Raw genomic sequence first — 18,981 nt, 5'->3', positions numbered from 1 at the left:
GTACGGCGGCCGGCGGTGGGGTGCGGGCCGCCGCCGGACCGGGCGGATCCCCCGGCGGGCCGCGTCCCGCTTCCAGGCCCGGTGGCCGTCAGCGGTCCTTCGGGTCGATCAGCCACAGGCCGAGCACTACGAGGAACGACAGACAGAGGAAGCCGGCCCCCCACCAGGCCGTGCCGGTGTTGCCTTCCATCCACTCGTCGATCAGCACCGTCAGGCCCCAGAGCTGGCCGATGACCACGGTCATCGCCAGGGCGAGGCGGGCGGTCAGTTTCGAGGAGCGCTCGGGATCCTGGTCGGTGCCCGCGCCGGGGCCGGGCCCGGTGTGGTGGACGCGCGGGTCTCCGTAGCCGCTGGTGGGGCGGATCTGCGGATAGCGCTCGTGGACGGGCCGGTTCAGCGCGGGGTCGGCACTGCCGGGGCGGTACGTGGGGTAGTGGCTGCCCGGGGGCGGCAGCGGCTGCTCGGGGTGCGGGGCGTCGGTCATGCCCGCCTGCCGGGGGTCTCGGTGCGGCCGGAGACGGGGGAAGCCCCGGCTCGGCCCGGCGCCGCCGCACCGCCGCCCCGGGAGGCGGCTCCCGCGGCCCGGGGCGGGGATTCGGCGCCGCTGCCGATGTCGGGGCAGCCGATACGGGCCGCGAGGTCGGGGCGTTCGCCGCCGAGCTGGCGGCAGAGGCCCGCCTCGACGCTCTCGCCGGAGCGGGTGGTCCCGACGGCCCAGATACTGCCGTCGGCCTCCTCGATGACCACGACCTTCGGCAGTCCGCGCGGGGGCGGCCCGGCGGTCACCTCGCCGGAGCGGGCGTCGAAGACGCCCTCGTGGCAGGGGCAGTACAGCTCGCCCTCCCGGCCCCGGTCCTTGCGCCAGAGCACGGCGCAGGCGAGGTGGGTGCAGACGGCGGAGTAGCCGACGAGGGTGCCGTCGTCGAGCCGGACGGCGACGGCCCGGTCCTCCTCGCCCGGGTAGCGGAAGGCGATGGACTGGCCGGGCGGGAGCCGCTGGGCGATGCGTTTCGGCTCGGGTGCCTTGCCCTCCTCACCGTCGCCGTGGCGGTGCAGGATGCCCGCGGCCACGCCGATGCCGCCGACGGCGAGACCGCCGGAGACGGTGGTGACGATCCGGAGGTAGTCGCGCCGGGAGGTGAGGGAGTCGGCGGCGATCCGGTCCTGGAGCGCCTCGCGCGGGTCTCCACCGGAGGGGTGCTCGCCGCCCTGCTGCTGTTCGGTGACGCTCACCGGCGGACGTCCTTCCCGTTGATCTCGACGACGGGCAGACCGCCGGGGACCGGCCACTGCACCTTCTCGGCGGGGACGACCATGGCCACGCCGGTGCGGACCTCGGTCTCGCCGAAGACGAAGGTGTCGGCGACCTGGACACCGGGGCGCTCGGCCTGGAGCTCCTCGACGGTCCCGTAGAAGAGCGCTCCGGTCGGGCAGACGGTGGCGCACATGGGGGCGAGGCCGTAGGCGGTGCGGTCGTAGCAGAGGTTGCACTTCAGCTGGAGCTTCGCGCCGAGGTCGATCTTCGGGACGCCGAAGGGGCAGGCGTTGACGCAGTTGGCGCAGCCGATGCAGCGGGTGGTGTCGGCCTGCTGCACCACACCGTCGGCGGTCACCAGGATCGCGTCGGCGGGGCAGACCTCGGCGCAGGGGGCGACCGGGTCCTCGCAGTGCATGCAGACGGTGGGAAGGGAGGCGACGGAGTGGCCCTCGTCGGTGTAGTCGAGGTGGATCATCGATTTCCCGCGGTGCGAGTCGCATTCGCGGCAGGCGGAGACACAGGCCTGGCAGCCGATGCAGCGCCCCGGGTCGATGAAGATCGTTCTGCCCATCATGGGGGATCAGCTCCTCTCCGAGGTGCCACGGCCCTGGGGGGACGTGGGAGGCAGCGGGTCGGTTCGGGAGACCTGGGTTTCCGGGTAGGCGACATGGCCGGGGGCGACCGGGGGTGCGGGGACCTCGTCGATCCGGTCGGCGTGCTCGATACGGCAGGCGCACACCTTGTACTCGGGGATCTTGGAGCGGGGGTCGAGGGCGTCGATGGTGAGGGCGTTGGCGGCGGTGGGGACCGGCCAGTGGTAGGGGATGAAGACGGTGTCGGGGCGGATCGCCTCGGTGACCAGGGCGGGGAAGACCTCGCTGCCGCGCCGGGTGACGACCCGGACGGGCTCGCCGTTGCGGAAGCCGTGGGAGGGGTGGATCTCGGCCCAGGGGCGCGGGGTCTGCTCCACGAGGGCTCCGAGCCTGCGGGTCTGGTTGCCGGAGAGGAAGTGGGCCACGGTCCGGCCGGTGGTGAGCGACATGGGGTGCTCGTCGTCGTACGGGTCCATCGGCGGGTGCCACTCGACGGCCTGGAGGTGGATCTTGCCGTCGGGATGGTAGGTCTTCCCGTCCTCGAAGAGGCGCGGGGTGCCGGGGTGGTCGGTGGAGGGGCAGGGCCAGGCGATGCCGCCGGTCTCCTCCAGCCGTTCGTAGGTGATGCCGTAGTAGTCGTTGACGGTGCCGGCGGAGGCGATGCGCAGCTCGTCGAAGACCGCCCGGGAGTCGGGGAAGTCGAATTTGTCCCCGGCGCCGAGCCGACGGGCGAGTTCGCACATCACCCAGGTGTCGGTGCGGACGCCGGGCGGCGGGTCCTGGGCCTTGTTGTGCTTGACCACGCGGGCCTCGGCGTTGGCCATCACCCCTTCGTCCTCGGCCCAGGTGGTGACGGGGAAGACGACATGCGCGTTGGCGGCGGTCTCGGAGAGGAAGAAGTCGAATTGGGCGTGGAACTCGGTGGCGTCGTACCCCTCCTTGACCACCCGGTAGTTGGGCAGGGAGACGAACGGGTTGTTGCAGATGCCGATCAGGCCGCGGATCTCGTGGCGCTGCATCTGCCAGACCATCTCCATCATGGAGGTGCCTGCGGGCGGGAGTTCGGACTCCTCGATGCCCCAGATCTCGCAGATCTGACGGCGGTGCTCCGGATTGGTGATGGAGCGCCCGCCCGGCAGGAGGTCGGACTTCTGGCCGTGCTCGCGGCCGCCCTGCCCGTTGCCCTGGCCGGTGATGGTGCCGTAGCCGGCGCCGGGCTTGCCGATGTGGCCGGTGGCGGTGCAGAGGCTGATCACGGAGAGGCAGTTCTCGACGCCCTGCGAGTGGTGCTCGATGCCCCGGGCGTGCCAGGCCATGGCCTTGGGGGCGCGGGCGAAGGTGCGGGCGACCTGCACGATCTGTTCGGCGGGGATGCCGCAGATCGCGGCGGCACGGGACGGCGGGTACTCGGCCGCCTTGGCCTTGACCTCCTCCCAGCCGGTGGCGTGGGCGGCGAGGTAGTTCTCGTCGGTGAGCCCTTCCTCGATGACGACGTTCAGTACGGAGGTGAAGAAGGCCGAGTCGGTGCCGGGTTTGAGGGCGACGTGGATGTCGGCGGTCCGGGCGATGGCGGTCTCGCGCGGGTCGATGACGATGAGGCTCGCCCCGCGGTCCCGGGCTCCCCAGACGTACTGGGTCATCACGGGGAAGCACTCGCCGACGTTGGAGCCGGCGATGAGGAGGCAGTCGGTGAGGAGGATGTCGGAGAAGGGGTTGCCGGCCCGGTCGATGCCGAAGGCGAGCTTGTTGGCGCCCGCCGCGCTGACCATGCAGAGACGGCCGTTGTAGTCGACGTGCCGGGACTTGAGGGCGACCCGGGCGAACTTGCCCACCAGATACGTCTTCTCGGAGAAGAGGCTGGCGCCGCCGAGCAGCCCGAAGGCGTCGTTGCCGTAGGTCTGCTGGATGCGCTGGATCTCGGAGACGGTGAAGTCGAGCGCCTCCTCCCAGGAGGCCTCCCGGAACTCCTCGTCGCGGGACCGGCGCATCAGCGGGGCGGTGAGCCGGTCGGGGTGGTTGACCTGCTGGTAGGCGTTGATGCCCTTGGGGCAGAGCCGCATCCGGTTGATGTCGTGGTTGCGGGGTTCGACGCCGAAGACCTTGCCGCCGCGGTCCACCCGCAGATACATCCCGCACTGGACACCGCAGAAGCAGCAGTGGGTGGGCACCAGCGTCTCGCCGTTCTGATCGGCGTGCCACTTGTCGGCCGGGATGGAGCCCGCGTCCCGGAAGGCGCGGGTGCCGGGCGGTGCGAGGGAGGGGTCGAGCGGGATGAACGTGCGGCGGTCGGCGGCAGCTTGCGGATCCGCGGTCACTTGAAGCCCTTCTTCACCTGGGAGAGGTAGGCGCTGCCGCGCAGCACCCGCTTGCAGCGCGGGCAGTACTCGGCCCAGGCGTCGAAGCCGAGCCGGAGGTCACGCATGGTGCCCCGCAGGTTCTCGACGTAGGGGCCGGTGTCGATGGGTTCCTCGCAGCGGCGGCAGGCGAAGACCTTGTCGTCCTGGCGGCCGGTGTACTTGAACAGCTGCATGCCGACCGCGGCCGGGCGCTGGACGATGTGGAAGAACTTGCCGAACGGGATGTAGATGAGGGTGAAGACCACCGAGACCATGTGGAGGATCGCCAGGAACTGGTAGCCGCCGCCGTGCAGGAAGATCGAGGAGAAGGTGAGCAGCAGCCCGGTCACGGAGATGACGATCAGTGCGATCAGCGGTACCAGGTCGTAGGCGAAACGCTGGCCGGTCGAGGCGCCGCGGTCCTTCATCCGGCGCCACAGGAAGTACGAGGCGCCGGGGATGACGAGGACGGCTGCGATGTCGAGGCCGTGGAACATCAGCCAGCCGAGGACAGAGAGGGAGTCGAAGCCGAGGATCTTGATGCCCCAGATCCGCATCTCGTAGCCGGGCCCCGAGCCGCTGCCTGAGGTGAAGGTGAACCAGCCCCAGGTGAGCGGGAAGGTGATCAGCGCGGCGAGGATGCAGCCCCAGAAGATCAACTGGTGAGCGGCCCAGCGGGCGTGGGACCGGGCGCCGAGGAACTTCTGGAAGCCGAGGTAGGTGGCGATCATCTTCGGCAGCGCGGTGGGGGCCTGACGGAAGTTCTCGTACGAGAAGAGGCTGCGCCAGCCCTGTCGGAAGAGGCGTCGGGCGCCGGGGGCGGAGATCCAGACCGTGTAGCGGTAGGCGACGCCGAAGGCGAGGAAGACAGTGGCCACGGCGTAGGGAAGGAGCGCCGAGTCGAAGTTGCGCAGCATGCGGCTGCCGAGCACGATCGCGAGGATCAGCAGGGCGGAGACCACCACGCCGACCAGGGTTGCCCGGGTGGTGACCGACCGGGGGCCGGTGGTGGCGGGGGATGCGGCGGTGGAGTCGCCGGGGATCGCCCGCTCTGACCCGCCGGGGATCGGCCCCGCAGAACCGTCGGAAACCGCACCCGCAAAACCGTCGGGGAGAGCGCCCGCGGAACCGCTGGGTGGGTGAGGCTCGGCTGTGGCGGGGGCTGCGGGGTCTTCTGGCGGCTCGGTCACTCGGCCACCGTAGGACCGCCTACGGCATTTGGACCCGTTTTGGGCGGTATGGGGGTGAGCGGGTCGCCCGGACAGGCGCAGGGGACAGGCCCAGCGACCGCCGGTACGTTCGGAGCCTACGTACACGAGCCTGCGCCTGCTCGCGGGCGCCGACCCGAGGAGTGCCCGATGACCGCCGAGGACCCGCACTCGCCGCTGCCGGACGCCGTGTCGCTGCCGGACGCCGCATCACCGGAGGGCGTCCCGTCGCCGGAGGGCGCCCCACTGCTGGACGCGCTGACCGATGTGGCCGGGATCCGGGTCGGTCATGCCCGGGTGGCCGGGGCCGGGGCGTTGAGCGGTACGACGGTGGTGCTGGCGCCGGAGGGCGGGGCGGTGGCCGCCGTGGATGTACGGGGTGGCGGGCCGGGCACCCGGGAGACGGACGCCCTGGATCCGCGCAACCTGGTGCAGCGGGTCGACGCGGTCGTCCTCACGGGCGGCAGCGCGTACGGGCTCGACGCCGCGTCAGGCGTGATGGCCTGGCTGGAGGAGCAGGGCCGGGGCGTCCGGGTCGGCGCCGGACCCGCCCAGGTGGTCCCGGTCGTTCCGGCCGCGGCCCTGTTCGACCTCGGCCGGGGCGGCGACTGGCGGGCCCGCCCCGACGCGTCGACCGGCCGCGCCGCGGTGGAGGCGGCGGCCGCTTCCGGCCCGGGAGCCCCGGTAGCCGAGGGAAGCGTGGGCGCGGGTAGCGGCGCGGTGGCCGGGCAGCTCAAGGGCGGCATCGGCACGGCGAGCGTCCGGCTCACCTCCGGGGTCACCGTCGCCGCCCTGGTCGCGGTGAACGCGGCGGGCTCGGTGCTCGATCCCCGTACCGGGGTGCTGTTCGGGGAGTACGGGGTCGGGGAGCCGCCCGCCCACCCCTCGGCCGGGACGCACGCGGCGGCGGTGGGGCGGCTGGCGCGGGAGCGGGAGGCGGCGGAGGCGGCCGGGGGCGGGGTGCCGCCGTTCAACACCACGATCGCGGTCGTCGCGACGGACGCGGATCTCGTCAGGGCCCAGGCGCAGAAACTGGCGGGCACCGCGCACGACGGCATGGCCCGCGCGGTGCGCCCGGTCCATCTGCTGACCGACGGGGACACCGTGTTCGCGCTGGCCACGGGCCGGGTGCGGGTGCCCCCGGAGAACCCGGTCGCGGTCAACGAGATCCTCGCGGCGAGCGCCGATGTGCTGGCCCGCGCGATCGTGAAGGCGGTACGCGCGGCCCGGACCGTCCAGGGGCCGGGCGGCACGTTCCTCGCCTACACGGACCTGTACGGGGACGGCCCGGACGGCGGCGCCGAAGCGTAGGACCGCCGGGGCGCGCGGCGCCCGAGCGGGGGCGCGCGGGCTCCCGACTCGCAACCGAGGCAAGGGAGTTCACCCCCAACCGCCCGAAATGCGCCGGGAACAGACGGGGAACTTATCTCGTGCGCCTTACGTTTTTACGAACCCCGGTCACGATGTCAGACCCAGGGACTACGTTAAGCACGCACCAAGTAACACGCGGCGACGGCCTGGAGACAGCACCTTGAGCGATCCGTACGAGACAACCGAGCAACACCTCGACCGACTCCTGCGACGCGCCCTCAACTCTTTCGACCTTCCCGACAGCACGGTCGACCTGCTCGGTTCGGCGCTGGCGCACAGCAGTTCACTGCACTCCTCGCACCACAGCCCCGTCCTGCACCGGGAGACCTACCGCCACACCTACCTCCTCACCGACGGCTCCGACCTGACTCTGTGGGAGCTGGTGCACAGCGGCGGCCGGGACGAGCAGGTCCCCCGCCGCCACGAGCTCTACGCCGACGAGGGCGACGCCCACATCGCTGCGGCCCGGCTCGCCGGGAGCTTCTCGGACGCCCCGGCCTTCGGCGACGAGGGAGGCCGGGACCTGGAGATCCTGACGGTCCTGATGTCCGCTCCCCCGGCCCCGATGCCCCGGACCTACGCCCCCGACAACTCCGCGGACCACGCCCGGCGGGTCCTGCGCCGCGCGGAGAACAGCGACCGGCCGGACGCGGCGAAGGCACGGCTGCTCCGGTCCGCCTTCGCCCACCACATCACCCAGATCTTCGGGCGCCAGTGCCAGGTGGACGGCCAGGAGGCCGGGTTCACGCTCTACGAGCACGCCTTCCTGCTGCTGGACGGCAGCGAGACGAGCCTGTGGGAGGTCGAGCACACGGCGACCCCCGACGGCCGCCACATGTGCGAGGTGTACGAGGACGAGCACACCGCCCGCACCGCGATGGAGAGCCGCACCAGAATCTGCTGAACCCCCTTTGAGCGGATGCCCGTACGCGGATGCCCGCCCGCCCCTCACCGGGGCGGACGGGCATCCGTACGAGCTGAGAAACGGTGGTCCGGTCAGCCGTTCAGGGCCGGTTCCTTGGCGAGCGGGCCCTCGTCGTCGGCCGCCTCGCCCTCGACGTGCACCCGCGGCCGGGCCGGCAGCGCGAACATCAGCAGGAAGATCACCGCGAGCACTCCGGCCACCCACCACAGCGACTGCTGGAACGCGTCCACGAAGGCCGGGCCGAGCTGCTGCGGCGCCAGCCGGTCGCCGATCGCGCCGAAGAAGACCACCGAGACCAGCCCGAGGCCGAGCGCGGTGCCCATCTGCTGCACGGTGTTGATCAGCCCGGACGCCGAGCCCGCGTGCTCCTTGGGGACCTCGGAGAGGACCGCGTCGGTCAGCGGCGCCACTATCAGGCCCATCCCGACGCCCATGACGACCAGCGGCACCGCCATCTGCAGGGAGGTGATGGCCATGCCGTAGTGCTCGGCCTCCCAGAGGTAGGTCAGCAGCCCGGCGACCATCAGGAGCGCGCCCGCCTGGAGGACCTTGCGGCCGAAGCGGGGCACCAGCTTCTGTACGGAGATCCCGGCGGCCACCGAGACGGCGACGGAGAACGGGATGCCCGTCGTACCGGCCCGCAGGGCGCTCCAGCCGAGGCCCATCTGCATGTACAGGGTCCAGACCAGGAAGAAGATGCCGAGGGCGACACCGAAGGTGAGCTGCACGGCGATGCCCGCGGCGAAGCTCTTGACCCGGAACAGGGACAGCTCGATCAGCGGCGAGCCGTCGATGATCGCCTTCTGCCGCTGATGCAGGACCAGGAGCGCGAAGACGAAGAGGCTGCCCACCATCGAGACGTAGCCCCAGAGCGGCCAGTCCAGCTCGTGCCCGCGGGTGAGCGGGTAGATGAGCATCAGCATGGCGAGGGTGACCAGACCGACGCCCACCAGGTCCAGCCGCATGGCCTTGGGGGCCTTGGACTCGGTGATGAACTTGGCGCCGAGGATCAGGCCCGCGATACCGACGGGCAGGTTGATCAGGAAGATCGGCCGCCATTCGAGGCCGAAGAGGTTCCACTCGGTGAGCAGCGCACCCAGCAGCGGGCCGGAGACCGCGCCGAGGCCGACGATCGCGCCGAAGAGGCCGAAGACCTTGCCGCGCTCGTGCGCCGGGAAGGTGGCGTGCACGATCGAGAGCACCTGGGGCACCATCAGCGCCGCCGTCGCACCCTGGAGGATGCGGGCGGCGACGAGTATCTCGGGGCTGGGCGCGAGGCCGCAGAGGGCCGAGGCGACCGTGAACCCGGCGATGCCGATGAGGAAGAGCCGCTTGCGCCCGTAGATGTCGCCGAGCCGGCCACCCGTGATCAGTCCGGCCGCGAACGCGAGCGCGTACCCGGCGGTGATCCACTGGATCGCGGAGACGGAGGCGTCCAGGTCGTTGGAGATGCTCGGGATCGCGATGTTGACGATCGTGACGTCGACCAGGTCCATGAAGGCCGCGGTCATCACGATGGCAAGGGCGAACCAGCGGCGCCGGTCGGCGGGGTCGGGCGAGGGCGGTGCGGTGGGCGAGGCGGAGTTCGGCGCCGGGTCCGGCAGCGATGCGGAGGAAGACATGAGAAGAAGCTATGCCTTCATTAGGACTGGTCGTGACCTGATGGGCGCGCATCCTGGATTCCATGACCGACACCCCGGCACGACTGCTGAAGCTGCTGTCGCTCCTCCAGACCCCGCGCGAGTGGCCGGGCGGGGAGCTGGCCGAACGGCTCGATGTCAGCCCGCGCACGGTCCGCCGCGACATCGACCGGCTGCGGGAACTGGGCTACCCCGTCGAGGCCTCGCGCGGTTCGCTGGGCGGCTACCGCCTGGTCGCGGGGGCCGCCATGCCGCCTCTGGTGCTGGACGACGAGGAGGCGGTCGCCATCGCGGTGGGGCTGCGGGCCGGCGCCGGGCATGCCATCGAGGGCGTCGACGAGGCCTCCGTACGGGCGCTTGCGAAGCTGGAGCAGGTGCTGCCGTCACGGTTGCGGCACCGGGTCTCGGCGCTGCAGAACGCCACGGTGCCGCTGGTCCGGGGCGACGGGGCCACCATCGATCCGCAGACCCTGACGACGCTGGCCTCGGCGGCCACCGGGCAGGAGCGGCTGAGGTTCTCGTACCGCAGCGGCGACGGTACGGAGACGAAGCGGCAGGTCGAGCCGTACCGGCTGCTGAGCACGGGGCGGCGCTGGTATCTGGTGGCCTACGACCTGCTGCGGGCGGACTGGCGGACGTTCCGGGTGGACCGGGTCTCCGAGCCGTTCGCTACGGGCGCCCGGTTCACGCCCCGGCCGCTCCCGGTGGAAGGCGGGGAGGGCGGCGGGGAGGGCGGCCGGAACGGGCAGGTCGGGGATCCGGGGGACGCGGCGCGCTACTTCGCCCGTTCGATGGCGGGCATGCAGCCGGAGCTCCGGCTCGACGTGCGGTTCGCGGCGCCCGCCGAGTTCGTGGTGGCACGGCTGCCGCCGACGCTCGGGGTACCGGAGCCGGACGGGGAGAACGCCTGCCGGCTGCGGTCCTCGTCCATGGACTCGCTGGAGTGGGTGGCGCTGCGACTGGCGCTGGTGGACTGCGAGTTCACCGTGCAGGGGCCACCGCAGCTGGTGGCCCACCTGGAGACCCTGGGGGCCCGGCTGACCCGCGCGGCCGCACTCGGACACGGCCCCGGACATGGATGACCCGGAGATGGGCCTGGGCAAGGACGGGGCAAGGACCCGGACATGGATGAGCCCCGGCGCCGGGGGGGGTGGGCGCCGGGACTCAGTTCCGGGGACCGGTGGGAAAGAACCGGTCGGGTGACCGGCATGATCCGGTCGGTCAGCCGGTGCGAACCGGCTTGATGGGGAGGTTACGGGTTATTGGCTCACGCCGCAGCGTCAAAGCCCGTGTCGTGAGCCATTCGCTTCAATTCGAGCAGCGCGTGCTTCTCTATCTGGCGGATCCGCTCCCGCGTCAGGCCGTGCTGCTTGCCCACCTCGGTCAGCGTCCGCTCGCGCCCGTCCTCGATTCCGTACCTCATCTTGATGATGGAGGCGGTCCTGTTGTCGAGCTTGCCGATCAGGTCCTCCAGCTCCTCGCTGCGCAGGAGGGTCATCACCGACTGCTCGGGCGAGACGGCGGAGGTGTCCTCCAGCAGGTCGCCGAACTGGGTGTCGCCGTTGTCGTCCACCGACATGTTGAGGCTGACCGGATCGCGGGCCCAGTCCAGGACGTTGCCCACGCGCTCGGCGTTGGAGTCGAGCTCGGCGGCGATCTCCGCGTGCTCGGGATCGCGCCCGTTCTCCCGGTTGAACTCGCGCTGGACCCGGCGGATCCGGCCGAGCTCCTCCACCAGGTGGACGGGGAGCCGGATCGTGCGGGACTGGTCGGCTATGGACCGGGTGATGGCCTGCCGGATCCACCACGTCGCGTACGTGGAGAACTTGAAGCCCTTCGCGTAGTCGAACTTCTCGACCGCGCGCACCAGGCCCGCGTTGCCCTCCTGGATCAGGTCGAGCAGGGGCAGCCCGGCGCGCGGGTAGCGGCGGGCCACGGCAACGACGAGGCGGAGGTTGGAACGGATGAATATGTCCTTGGCGCGCTCGCCCTCGGCGACCAGCGCCTCCAGCTCTTCACGCGTCGCACCGCGGGCGCCGCCCTCCACCTCGCCGTCGAGGATCTGCTGGGCGAAGACGCCCGCCTCGATGGACTGGGAGAGGTCGACTTCCTTGGCGGCGTCGAGCAGCGGTGTGCGAGCGATCTCGTCCAGGTACATGCCGACCAGGTCGCGATCGGCGATTTCCCCGCCCACGGCGCGAACACTGCGTGCCCGGTCGGTCCCACCGGAAGTGGTGGACGAACGACGGGCGACGGCACGGGTTGCCATGCGTGCTCCCTTGCTGAGTAGGTCGCGACACCTTTTTCGGGTGCCCTGCATCCGATGGAAACAACGACTGGAATCCGGACAGAATTCCCATGCCGCCCATTCATTTTCGCGATCATGCAGTACCCTGTCCGCCGCCGGCCGGGGGAAACCTGGTGCGGGTACCCACGTAAGCGCAGGTCAGGGCCGGTTCCGCAGGAATAACGGCAGCCCCGACGGGGAGCCACCGACACCGCTGCGGTGAGGCGGCACTCACAGGGGGCCACACCCATGGGCCACGCCGCCCACAGCTGCGAGCACCTCGGACACTTCGATCCCCTCGAACACTTCTCACCGCTGTGAACGTCTCCCGTGGCCCCGAACGTTCCGACCCCACGTCCAGCCCGCGGTCTACCCCGCGTCTACCCCGGAAGACGATCCGTATTGCCTCGGGGTTGCTCGCGATGTCCGCATTGTCGCCAGGAGAGCGGGCGCTGGGCCGCCGGGCCCTAGGTCCACAGGAGGAGGCCCCAACTCCGGCGGACCGGGACCTCAGCCCGATCCGCCGGAGCCGCCCGCGCCCCTACCGTGAGGTCCATGACGGACACTGCGCGCAACCGCACGGACACGACGGGCACCCTCGACGAGGCCTTGGAGCGCATCCACCTGTCGGGTCCGGAGCGCGACGGCTGGCTCAGCAACCACGCCCCGATGGCGGTCGAGGCCCTGGTGCGGCGCGGGCAGGCACGGACCGCGCACCGCTGGCTCGACAACTACCGCGACAGGCTGGAGGACATGCCCGCCTCCACCGCACCGGTGACCGGGCAGAACTGGCCCGAGGCCCTCGGCGACCTCAGCCGCGTCGCCGACTGGACGCTGTTCTTCGAGCGGGAGACCGCCGACCACCCCTGGCCCACCGTCCTCGCCGAGTGGTGGCCCCGGCTCCTGCCCGGCATCGCGGGCGGCGCCACGCACGGGGTGATCCGGGTCGGCCACTCCGTCCACACACTGCTGGAGGGCGAGGAGACCGCCCCGCGCGTACGGGAGCTGGCCCACGCCCTCGGCTACTGGGCCGCCAGGTACCAGCCTCTGCCCACCCTGGAGCGCCTCGCCCCGGCCCCCGACGCGGCGGCCGCCCTGGACCGGGTGCCCCGCATCGCCGACCAGGACGGCGGCATGCTGGAGCGGCTCGACCGGCTCACCGGATTCCCCGACTGGCCCGGGCAGGCCCCCGCGGGACCGGAGGCGGCCCGCGCCGCACTCGGGGAGCTCGTACGGGCCGCGACCCACCGTTACGCGACCCATGGCCACGGCTCACCGATCATGCTGGTCCACGCGGCGACCGCGCCCAACGCGGTGCTGCGCACCCTGCCCGCACTCCCCGACACCCTGTGGGTGCCGAGCCTCCACGCGGCCTGGGCGGCGAGCGCCGCGGTGACCTCCGCCTACGGGCCCCGCGAGGCACTGCCGGTCGCGGAACACCTCACGGCCCCACAGGAGGCGGAGGAGCTGTTCGTGCGGGCGGCAGCGCACGGTGACGACCACACGATCAAGTTCACCGACACCGCACTGGACGTGGGTGACGCGGCGGCGCTCACCGCCGCCGGGCGCGCGATCGAGCTGAACACGCCGGCCTGGTGAAACGCTCCCGGCCGGCCGGCGCGAGGCACGGCGGAACGCTTCGGACCGAAGGAACGCTTCGGTCCGAAGCGCGCAGGCCCGACGGACCCCCCTCACCCTCAGCCGAACTGCACCGACCGCTTGGCCAGCCCCATCCAGAAGCCGTCGATGACGCTCCGCCCCCGGTCCAGCTCCTCCTCGGCGGCCCCCAGCGTCACGAACAGCGGGGCGAAGTGCTCGGTGCGCGGGTGGGCCAGCTTTCCGGCGGGGGACGTGTGCTCGAAGTCGAGCAGGGCGTCGATGTCCTGGGCCCGCAGCGCGCGGTCGCCCCAGTCGTCGAACTCCGTCGACCAGCCGGGGACCCCGCCGCCCTGGTGCCGCAGGGCGGCCAGGTTATGAGTGAAGAAGCCGCTGCCGACGATCAGCACGCCCTCGTCGCGCAGCGGGGCGAGCTTGCGCCCGATGGCCATCAGCTTCTGCGGGTCGAGCGTCGGCATGGAGATCTGGAGTACGGGGATGTCGGCGTCCGGGAACATCTCCACCAGCGGCACGTAGGCCCCGTGGTCGAGCCCTCGGTCCGGGATGTCCTGGACCGGCGTACCGGCACCGCGCAGCAGCTTGCGGACACTGTCGGCGAGCTGCGGAGCGCCGGGGGCGCCGTACCGCACCTGGTAGTAGTGCTCGGGAAATCCCCAGAAGTCGTAGACAAGAGGGACCGGTTCGACGGCACCGAGCGCGAGCGGGGCCTCCTCCCAATGGGCGGAGACCATCAGGATCGCGCGGGGGCGGGGCAGCGTGGCGGACCAGGCGGCGAGCTGGCCGGGCCAGACGGGGTCGTCGGCGAGCGGCGGGGCGCCGTGCGAGAGATAGAGGGCGGGCATGCGCTCCGCGGTGACAGTCATGGCACTCCCCATCCACTGGACACTGATCAGACACCGATCATGGGTTCCCGGCCCCGGGGATGTTTCTCCAGGGAGCCTGCGGAATCCCACCGGCAAGGTTCTTGAATCTTCAAGTTCCTACCTCCGGAGACCTTAGCCCTATCTAGTTAAACTTTCAAGAAAAGGTCGTACAGTGGAGTACATGACCACGGCATCCACCAGCGCGACACGCTGGCTCACCGACGAGGAGCAGCACGTCTGGCGCGCCTATCTGCATGCCACCACGCTGCTGGAGGATCACCTCGACCGCCAGTTGCAGCGGGATGCGGGCATGCCCCACATCTATTACGGGCTGCTCGTCCAGCTCTCCCAGGCCCCCCGGCGCCGGATGCGGATGACCGAGCTCGCCAGGAACGTGAAGATCACCCGTTCCCGGCTCTCGCACGCCATCGCCCGGCTGGAGAAGAACGGCTGGGTGCGGCGCGAGGAGTGCCCCTCCGACAAGCGCGGCCAGAACGCGGTGCTCACCGACGACGGGTACGCGATGCTCAGCCGCTCGGCGCCGGGCCATGTCGACGCCGTACGGCAGGCGATGTTCGACCGGCTCACGCCCGAACAGGTGCGCAGCCTCGGCGACATCATGCGGGTGATCGCCGGCGGTCTCGAACCGGAGGGCACGGACGCGGACCTGCCCTGGCTCCGCTGAACGTAGGGACACCGGTCTGCTCTGGCTCCGCTGAACGTAGGGACACCGGTCTGCTCTGGCTCCGCTGAACATAGGAACACCGGTCTGCTCTGGCTCCGCTGAACACGGGGACACAGGTCTGCCCTGGCTTCGCTGTGATGCGGAGCCAGGGCAGACCTGTGAGGCGGTTGCGTCAGTGGGCGACGACCGGGATCCGGAACTCGTCCTCGGCGTCCGCTCCGGACCCGTCGGACGGCCCGCCCGTCGCGCCGGTGCCCGTCCCCGGACGGCCGGTGTTGATCAGCCCGACCGCGATGGCGGAGGCGACGACGAGAATGCCGACCGCCCACCAGATCGCGCTGGCGAAGCCGCTGACCATGGCCTGGAGCTCCAAGAGCTTGGGGTCCGTGGCGCGGGCCGCGTTGTCGGCGATGTACGCGGTGGTCGCACCGGCCGCGATGGTGTTCAGCAGGGCGGTGCCGATGGCGCCGCCGACCTGCTGCGAGGTGTTGACCATCGCGGAGGCGACTCCCGCGTCACGCGGCTCGATGCCGTGCGTGGCCAGGGACATGGCCGGCATGAACGCCGTACCCATACCGAGGCCGAGCAGCAGCATGCCGGGCAGGATGACGGCCGCGTAGCTGGTGTTCAGGTCCAGCTGGGTCAGGAACAGCATGCCGATGGCGGCGACCAGGAATCCGGGGCCCATCAGCAGCCGCGGCGGGACCCTGGTCATCAGCCGGGTGCCGATCTGGGTGGAGCCGGTGATCATGCCCACGATCATCGGCATGAAGGCGAAGCCGGTCTTGACCGGGGAGTAGCCCTTCACGACCTGGAGGTAGTAGGTCAGGAAGAGGAACAGCCCGAACATCGCGATGATGGCGAGACCCAGCGAGAGGTAGACCCCACCGCGGTTGCGCTCGGTGAGGACGCGCAGCGGCAGCAGCGGCGACTTCACGCGCGACTCGGTCACGACGAAGGCGAGCAGCAGTACGGCGGCGGCGACGAACATCGAGACGGTCAGCGCGTCCGACCAGCCGGCCGACTCGGCGCGGGTGAAGCCGTACACCAGGGCGACCAGGCCGAGCGTGGAGAGAACGACGCCGGGGATGTCCAGCGGTGCGCGGTTGCGGGCACCGGAGGGCTCACGGATCACGAAGTAGGCGCCCGCGGCGGCCACGATGGCGAACGGGATGTTGACGAAGAACGTCCAGCGCCAGTTCAGGTACTCGGTGAGGAAGCCGCCGAGGATCAACCCGACCGCGCCACCGCCACCGGCGATGGCCCCGTAGATACCGAAGGCCTTGGCGCGCTCCTTGGCGTCGGTGAACATCACGGCGAGCAGCGAGAGGGCAGCCGGCGCGAGCAGGGCGCCGAAGACACCTTGCAGGGCGCGGGAGCCGAACATCATCGCCTCGTTCTGGGCGGCTCCGCCGAGCGCGGAGGCCAGCGCGAAGCCGATCAGACCGACGACGAAGGTGCGCTTGCGTCCCCAGAGGTCGGCGATACGGCCTCCGAAGAGGAGGAGTCCACCGAAGGCGAGCGCGTAGGCGGTGATGACCCACTGCTTGTTGCCCTCGGAGATCCCGAGGTCGGTCTGGGCGGAGGGCAGGGCGATGTTCACGATGGTCGCGTCGAGGACGACCATCAGCTGGGCGAGCGCGATGAAGGCCAGCGCTTTCCAGCGACTGGGATCGGGAATCCGGGAGCCGGCCGTTTCGGACAGCCGGGTGTCAGCCGTTTTTGACATGGGAGTAGCCACCTAGGGACATGGGAGGGCGCCGAGGACGTCGCGAGGAGAGTCGCCGGTACGTCAGGGCGTACGTGTGATGGGAGTACGTGAGGGTGTGGGCGTATATATGAGGGTGTCGGGCTGCGTCACGAGGTCGCTGCGTTGCGAGATCGGCGCTTTACGAGGTCGGTGCTTTACGAGGTCGGGGCGGGCGCTGTCAGTCGCGGCGCCTCAGGTTCTCCAGGGTCGCCGCCGATCCGGGCAGCACGGAGCGGGCCGGGGCTTCCAGCCCGTCCAGGAACAGCTGGAGGTGGCGGTGGGTGAAGCGGTCGATGTCCAGGCAGGCGATGCCGGGCAGCGGCCGGGTGAGCTGGGAGAGGGCGACGAGTACGTCACCGACGGCGATGTCGGTACGCAGCCGCCCCGCGGACATGGCGCGCGACACGAGCCCCTCGACGGCCTCTTCGAGGCGTCCGCGCGCGGCGAGCAGGTCGGGGTGGTCCTTGTCGAAGACGCCGGAGAGCATCGGGCACAGGGCGCCGATCCGTTCGTCGGCGGCCGCGTGCACGAAGCGGCTGAGCGCGGCGAACGGGTCGGCCTCCGCGGCGACGGCCTCTTCGGCCCTCAGGGTGGTGCGGGAGGTGACCGCGAGGACGACCTCATGGGTGAGGGCGGCGCGGTCGGGGAAGTTCCGGTAGAGCGTGGCGTTGCCGACGCCCGCCCGCCGCGCGACGTCGTCGAGCGGCACGTCAGGCCCGAACTCGACGAACATCTCACGGGCGGCCGTGACGATCCGCTCGCGGTTGCGGAGCGCGTCGGCCCGCGGTCGGGGCGTACGGCGCTGAGCTGCCGGTGCGGTGGTGTCGGCGACGGTGTCCACGGCGGCGGACCTCCCTCTCCCTGATCGAACGATGTGTAGCTGGACGACCCCCACGCGTAACCGGGGAGCAACTCCCCGCTTCCTGGGGACACCGTTGCAAACGGGGAGAGGATCCCCGCTTATTTCCACTCCGCCATGTGACCTGAGTCACACATCCCGACGGCGAAAAACCTCCGATCGGCGCACCCAGCGAGCGCCCCCGGACCGCCCGGCACAGGCTGATCGCCAGAGCGCAGTCCGGGTCGGCCGACTGCCGCGGACCCCGAAGGCGCCTCTATGCAGCAGCCCCGCCACCGGATACGCAGTCACCGCCGCCCCATCGCTCTGGCCGGAGCGACGGCCCTGGTCATAGCCGCCATGGCGTCGGCGAGCACCACGCTTCCGGGGGCCGGAAGGGCCACGGCGGGCCCGGCGGCCACCGCCCAGGACTCGGCGCTCGCCCCCTGCCGGATCTCGGCTGCCATGGGCGTCCAGATGTCGGAGGGCATGCCGACCCCGCCCGGCTACGCCCGCTCCACCGGCGAGATCAGGGCCCTGAACCTGATGATCGACTTCCCGGACGCGGAGGCCACGGAACCGGCGGCGGACCGGTTCGCGGAGTTCTTCCCGCAGACCTCCGACTGGTTCGCGACCAGCTCCTACGGCCGGCTCGACTACCGCCCCGAGGCCCCCGTCGAGGAGTGGCTGCGGATGCCGATGCCGTTCACGGAGTACGGGATAGAGCGCGGCTCGCCGTTCGAACCGGGTTACCGGCAGCTGGTCGAGGACCTCGTGGCCGCAGCCGACCCGGAGGTGGACTTCTCGGCGTACGACCTGGTCAACGTCCTGGTCACCCCGAACGCGGGCCCCTCCGCCCTGGACACCGTGCTCTCGGTGACCTTCTCCGGCAACAGCGACGCCCCGCACGCGGACGGCGTCCCGCTCTCCAACACGTCCTTCGTCTACAGCCGCCAGGACGACGGCTCGGGGTCGTACGCGCAGACGGGCTACCGCGTCCTGCCGCACGAGAACGGCCATGTCTTCGGCCTGCCCGACCTCTACACGATGGAGGGCGGCGGCTCGGTGGGGCACTGGGACATCATGTCCGAGGACTGGGGCGCCAACAACGACGTCCTCGGCTGGCACAAGTGGAAGCTCGGCTGGCTCGACAACGAACAGATCAGCTGTGCCTCCCGGCCCGGCGTCAGCGAACACACGCTCGGCCCGCTGGCCACCGCGGGCGGCACCAAGCTCGCCTTCGTCCCGCTGAGCGCCCAGTCCGGCTACGCCGTGGAGGTCCGCACACCGGCGGGCAACGACGAGGCGGTCTGCCGTCCCGGCGTGCTGATCTACAAGGTCAGCTCCGACGTGGACACCGGCCAGGGTCCGGTCTCCGTCGCCGACGCCACCCAGGACAGCGGCGGCTGCACCCGGCGGCCCAACGTGCACGCGGAACTGTCGGACGCGCCGTTCCGGCCCGGCCAGACGTTCACGGACCGGGCCAACGGCGTACGGATATCCGTGCTCGACGAGGACGGATCGGGGAACTACCGGGTCCGGATCAGCCGCCCGTGACCCGGCCCGGCTGCCTCGGTCCGGCTACCTCGGCCCGGCACGGACGGCCGTGA

General features: G+C 71.2%; 16 protein-coding genes. 6 read left to right on the top strand and 10 right to left on the bottom strand.

What is annotated here, in order from left to right; translation table 11 throughout:
• Positions 1-88: 88 nt before the first annotated feature.
• The 5 genes from IE264_RS27555 to IE264_RS27535 are packed head-to-tail and all read right to left on the bottom strand — an operon-like array spanning position 89 to position 5,377.
• Positions 89-484 carry a hypothetical protein gene (locus tag IE264_RS27555; RefSeq protein ID WP_031124115.1) on the bottom strand — a complete coding sequence of 132 codons (396 nt, stop codon included), beginning with the start codon at positions 482-484 and terminating at the stop codon, positions 89-91.
• Complete coding sequence (locus tag IE264_RS27550; RefSeq protein ID WP_032758054.1) at positions 481-1,233, bottom strand: QcrA and Rieske domain-containing protein; 753 nt, start codon at positions 1,231-1,233, stop codon at positions 481-483. Before IE264_RS27550 ends, IE264_RS27555 begins: the two co-directional genes overlap by 4 nt.
• The gene (locus tag IE264_RS27545; protein ID WP_015609150.1) at positions 1,230-1,832 is read right to left on the bottom strand and encodes a 4Fe-4S dicluster domain-containing protein; all 603 of its coding nucleotides are present in this window, start codon (positions 1,830-1,832) and stop codon (positions 1,230-1,232) included. Before IE264_RS27545 ends, IE264_RS27550 begins: the two co-directional genes overlap by 4 nt.
• Positions 1,833-1,838: 6 nt before the next feature.
• The gene (locus tag IE264_RS27540) at positions 1,839-4,166 is read right to left on the bottom strand and encodes a molybdopterin oxidoreductase family protein (RefSeq protein ID WP_032758055.1); all 2,328 of its coding nucleotides are present in this window, start codon (positions 4,164-4,166) and stop codon (positions 1,839-1,841) included.
• Positions 4,163-5,377 carry an MFS transporter gene (locus IE264_RS27535; RefSeq protein WP_032758056.1) on the bottom strand — a complete coding sequence of 405 codons (1,215 nt, stop codon included), beginning with the start codon at positions 5,375-5,377 and terminating at the stop codon, positions 4,163-4,165. Before IE264_RS27535 ends, IE264_RS27540 begins: the two co-directional genes overlap by 4 nt.
• Before the next feature lie 168 nt (positions 5,378-5,545).
• Here IE264_RS27535 and IE264_RS27530 point away from each other — a divergent pair, with 168 nt between their 5' ends.
• Positions 5,546-6,706, top strand: a complete 1,161-nt coding sequence (locus tag IE264_RS27530; RefSeq protein WP_229887805.1) for a P1 family peptidase — start codon at positions 5,546-5,548, stop codon at positions 6,704-6,706.
• Between the two features lie 220 nt (positions 6,707-6,926).
• Entirely contained in the window at positions 6,927-7,670 is a 744-nt protein-coding gene (locus IE264_RS27525) for a DUF6227 family protein (RefSeq protein ID WP_015609154.1), read from the top strand.
• Between the two features lie 92 nt (positions 7,671-7,762).
• On the opposite strand, the gene IE264_RS27520 is transcribed toward IE264_RS27525, so the two are convergent.
• Entirely contained in the window at positions 7,763-9,313 is a 1,551-nt protein-coding gene (locus tag IE264_RS27520; protein ID WP_032758057.1) for an MFS transporter, read from the bottom strand.
• A 62-nt stretch (positions 9,314-9,375) separates the two neighbouring features.
• Here IE264_RS27520 and IE264_RS27515 point away from each other — a divergent pair, with 62 nt between their 5' ends.
• Positions 9,376-10,413: a helix-turn-helix transcriptional regulator gene (locus tag IE264_RS27515; protein WP_032758058.1), complete on the top strand. Its 1,038-nt coding sequence runs from the start codon at positions 9,376-9,378 to the stop codon at positions 10,411-10,413.
• A gap of 185 nt (positions 10,414-10,598) precedes the next feature.
• Here IE264_RS27515 and IE264_RS27510 read toward each other — a convergent pair whose 3' ends face one another.
• A complete protein-coding gene (locus tag IE264_RS27510; RefSeq protein WP_015609157.1) occupies positions 10,599-11,600 on the bottom strand; it encodes a sigma-70 family RNA polymerase sigma factor in 1,002 nt (333 codons plus the stop codon).
• A gap of 573 nt (positions 11,601-12,173) precedes the next feature.
• Here IE264_RS27510 and IE264_RS27505 point away from each other — a divergent pair.
• Positions 12,174-13,217 carry a questin oxidase family protein gene (locus IE264_RS27505; protein ID WP_032758059.1) on the top strand — a complete coding sequence of 348 codons (1,044 nt, stop codon included), beginning with the start codon at positions 12,174-12,176 and terminating at the stop codon, positions 13,215-13,217.
• A gap of 98 nt (positions 13,218-13,315) precedes the next feature.
• Here the strand turns inward: IE264_RS27505 and IE264_RS27500 are convergent, their stop codons facing one another.
• A complete protein-coding gene (locus IE264_RS27500) occupies positions 13,316-14,098 on the bottom strand; it encodes a dioxygenase family protein (protein ID WP_032758060.1) in 783 nt (260 codons plus the stop codon).
• Between the two features lie 172 nt (positions 14,099-14,270).
• On the opposite strand from IE264_RS27500, the gene IE264_RS27495 reads away from it, so the two are divergent.
• Positions 14,271-14,783: a MarR family winged helix-turn-helix transcriptional regulator gene (locus IE264_RS27495; protein WP_078657504.1), complete on the top strand. Its 513-nt coding sequence runs from the start codon at positions 14,271-14,273 to the stop codon at positions 14,781-14,783.
• Positions 14,784-14,955: 172 nt separating this feature from the next.
• Here IE264_RS27495 and IE264_RS27490 read toward each other — a convergent pair whose 3' ends face one another.
• The gene (locus IE264_RS27490; RefSeq protein ID WP_015609161.1) at positions 14,956-16,512 is read right to left on the bottom strand and encodes an MFS transporter; all 1,557 of its coding nucleotides are present in this window, start codon (positions 16,510-16,512) and stop codon (positions 14,956-14,958) included.
• Positions 16,513-16,711: 199 nt separating this feature from the next.
• On the bottom strand, positions 16,712-17,374 hold the full coding sequence (locus tag IE264_RS27485; protein WP_015609162.1) for a TetR/AcrR family transcriptional regulator: 663 nt from the start codon (positions 17,372-17,374) through the stop codon (positions 16,712-16,714).
• Positions 17,375-17,650: 276 nt separating this feature from the next.
• Between IE264_RS27485 and IE264_RS27480 the strand changes: the two genes are divergently transcribed.
• The gene (locus IE264_RS27480) at positions 17,651-18,928 is read left to right on the top strand and encodes a M6 family metalloprotease domain-containing protein (protein WP_032758061.1); all 1,278 of its coding nucleotides are present in this window, start codon (positions 17,651-17,653) and stop codon (positions 18,926-18,928) included.
• Positions 18,929-18,981 lie beyond the last annotated feature (53 nt).

It is taken from the genome of Streptomyces microflavus, from assembly GCF_014650075.1.
Taxonomy (GTDB): domain Bacteria; phylum Actinomycetota; class Actinomycetes; order Streptomycetales; family Streptomycetaceae; genus Streptomyces; species Streptomyces microflavus.
The sequence above is the reverse complement of the archived record's forward strand: the minus strand, read 5'-3'. Positions and strand labels throughout refer to the sequence as shown.

Excerpts from the sequence above, each read along its gene's own strand:
- IE264_RS27555 (WP_031124115.1), bottom strand. The coding sequence starts at position 484 with ATGACCGACGCCCCGCACCCCGAGCAGCCGCTGCCGCCCCCGGGCAGC.
- IE264_RS27545 (WP_015609150.1), bottom strand. The coding sequence starts at position 1,832 with ATGATGGGCAGAACGATCTTCATCGACCCGGGGCGCTGCATCGGCTGC.
- IE264_RS27530 (WP_229887805.1), top strand. The coding sequence starts at position 5,546 with ATGACCGCCGAGGACCCGCACTCGCCGCTGCCGGACGCCGTGTCGCTG.
- IE264_RS27520 (WP_032758057.1), bottom strand. The coding sequence starts at position 9,313 with ATGTCTTCCTCCGCATCGCTGCCGGACCCGGCGCCGAACTCCGCCTCG.
- IE264_RS27515 (WP_032758058.1), top strand. The coding sequence starts at position 9,376 with ATGACCGACACCCCGGCACGACTGCTGAAGCTGCTGTCGCTCCTCCAG.
- IE264_RS27510 (WP_015609157.1), bottom strand. The coding sequence starts at position 11,600 with ATGGCAACCCGTGCCGTCGCCCGTCGTTCGTCCACCACTTCCGGTGGG.
- IE264_RS27505 (WP_032758059.1), top strand. The coding sequence starts at position 12,174 with ATGACGGACACTGCGCGCAACCGCACGGACACGACGGGCACCCTCGAC.
- IE264_RS27500 (WP_032758060.1), bottom strand. The coding sequence starts at position 14,098 with ATGACTGTCACCGCGGAGCGCATGCCCGCCCTCTATCTCTCGCACGGC.
- IE264_RS27490 (WP_015609161.1), bottom strand. The coding sequence starts at position 16,512 with ATGTCAAAAACGGCTGACACCCGGCTGTCCGAAACGGCCGGCTCCCGG.
- IE264_RS27480 (WP_032758061.1), top strand. The coding sequence starts at position 17,651 with ATGCAGCAGCCCCGCCACCGGATACGCAGTCACCGCCGCCCCATCGCT.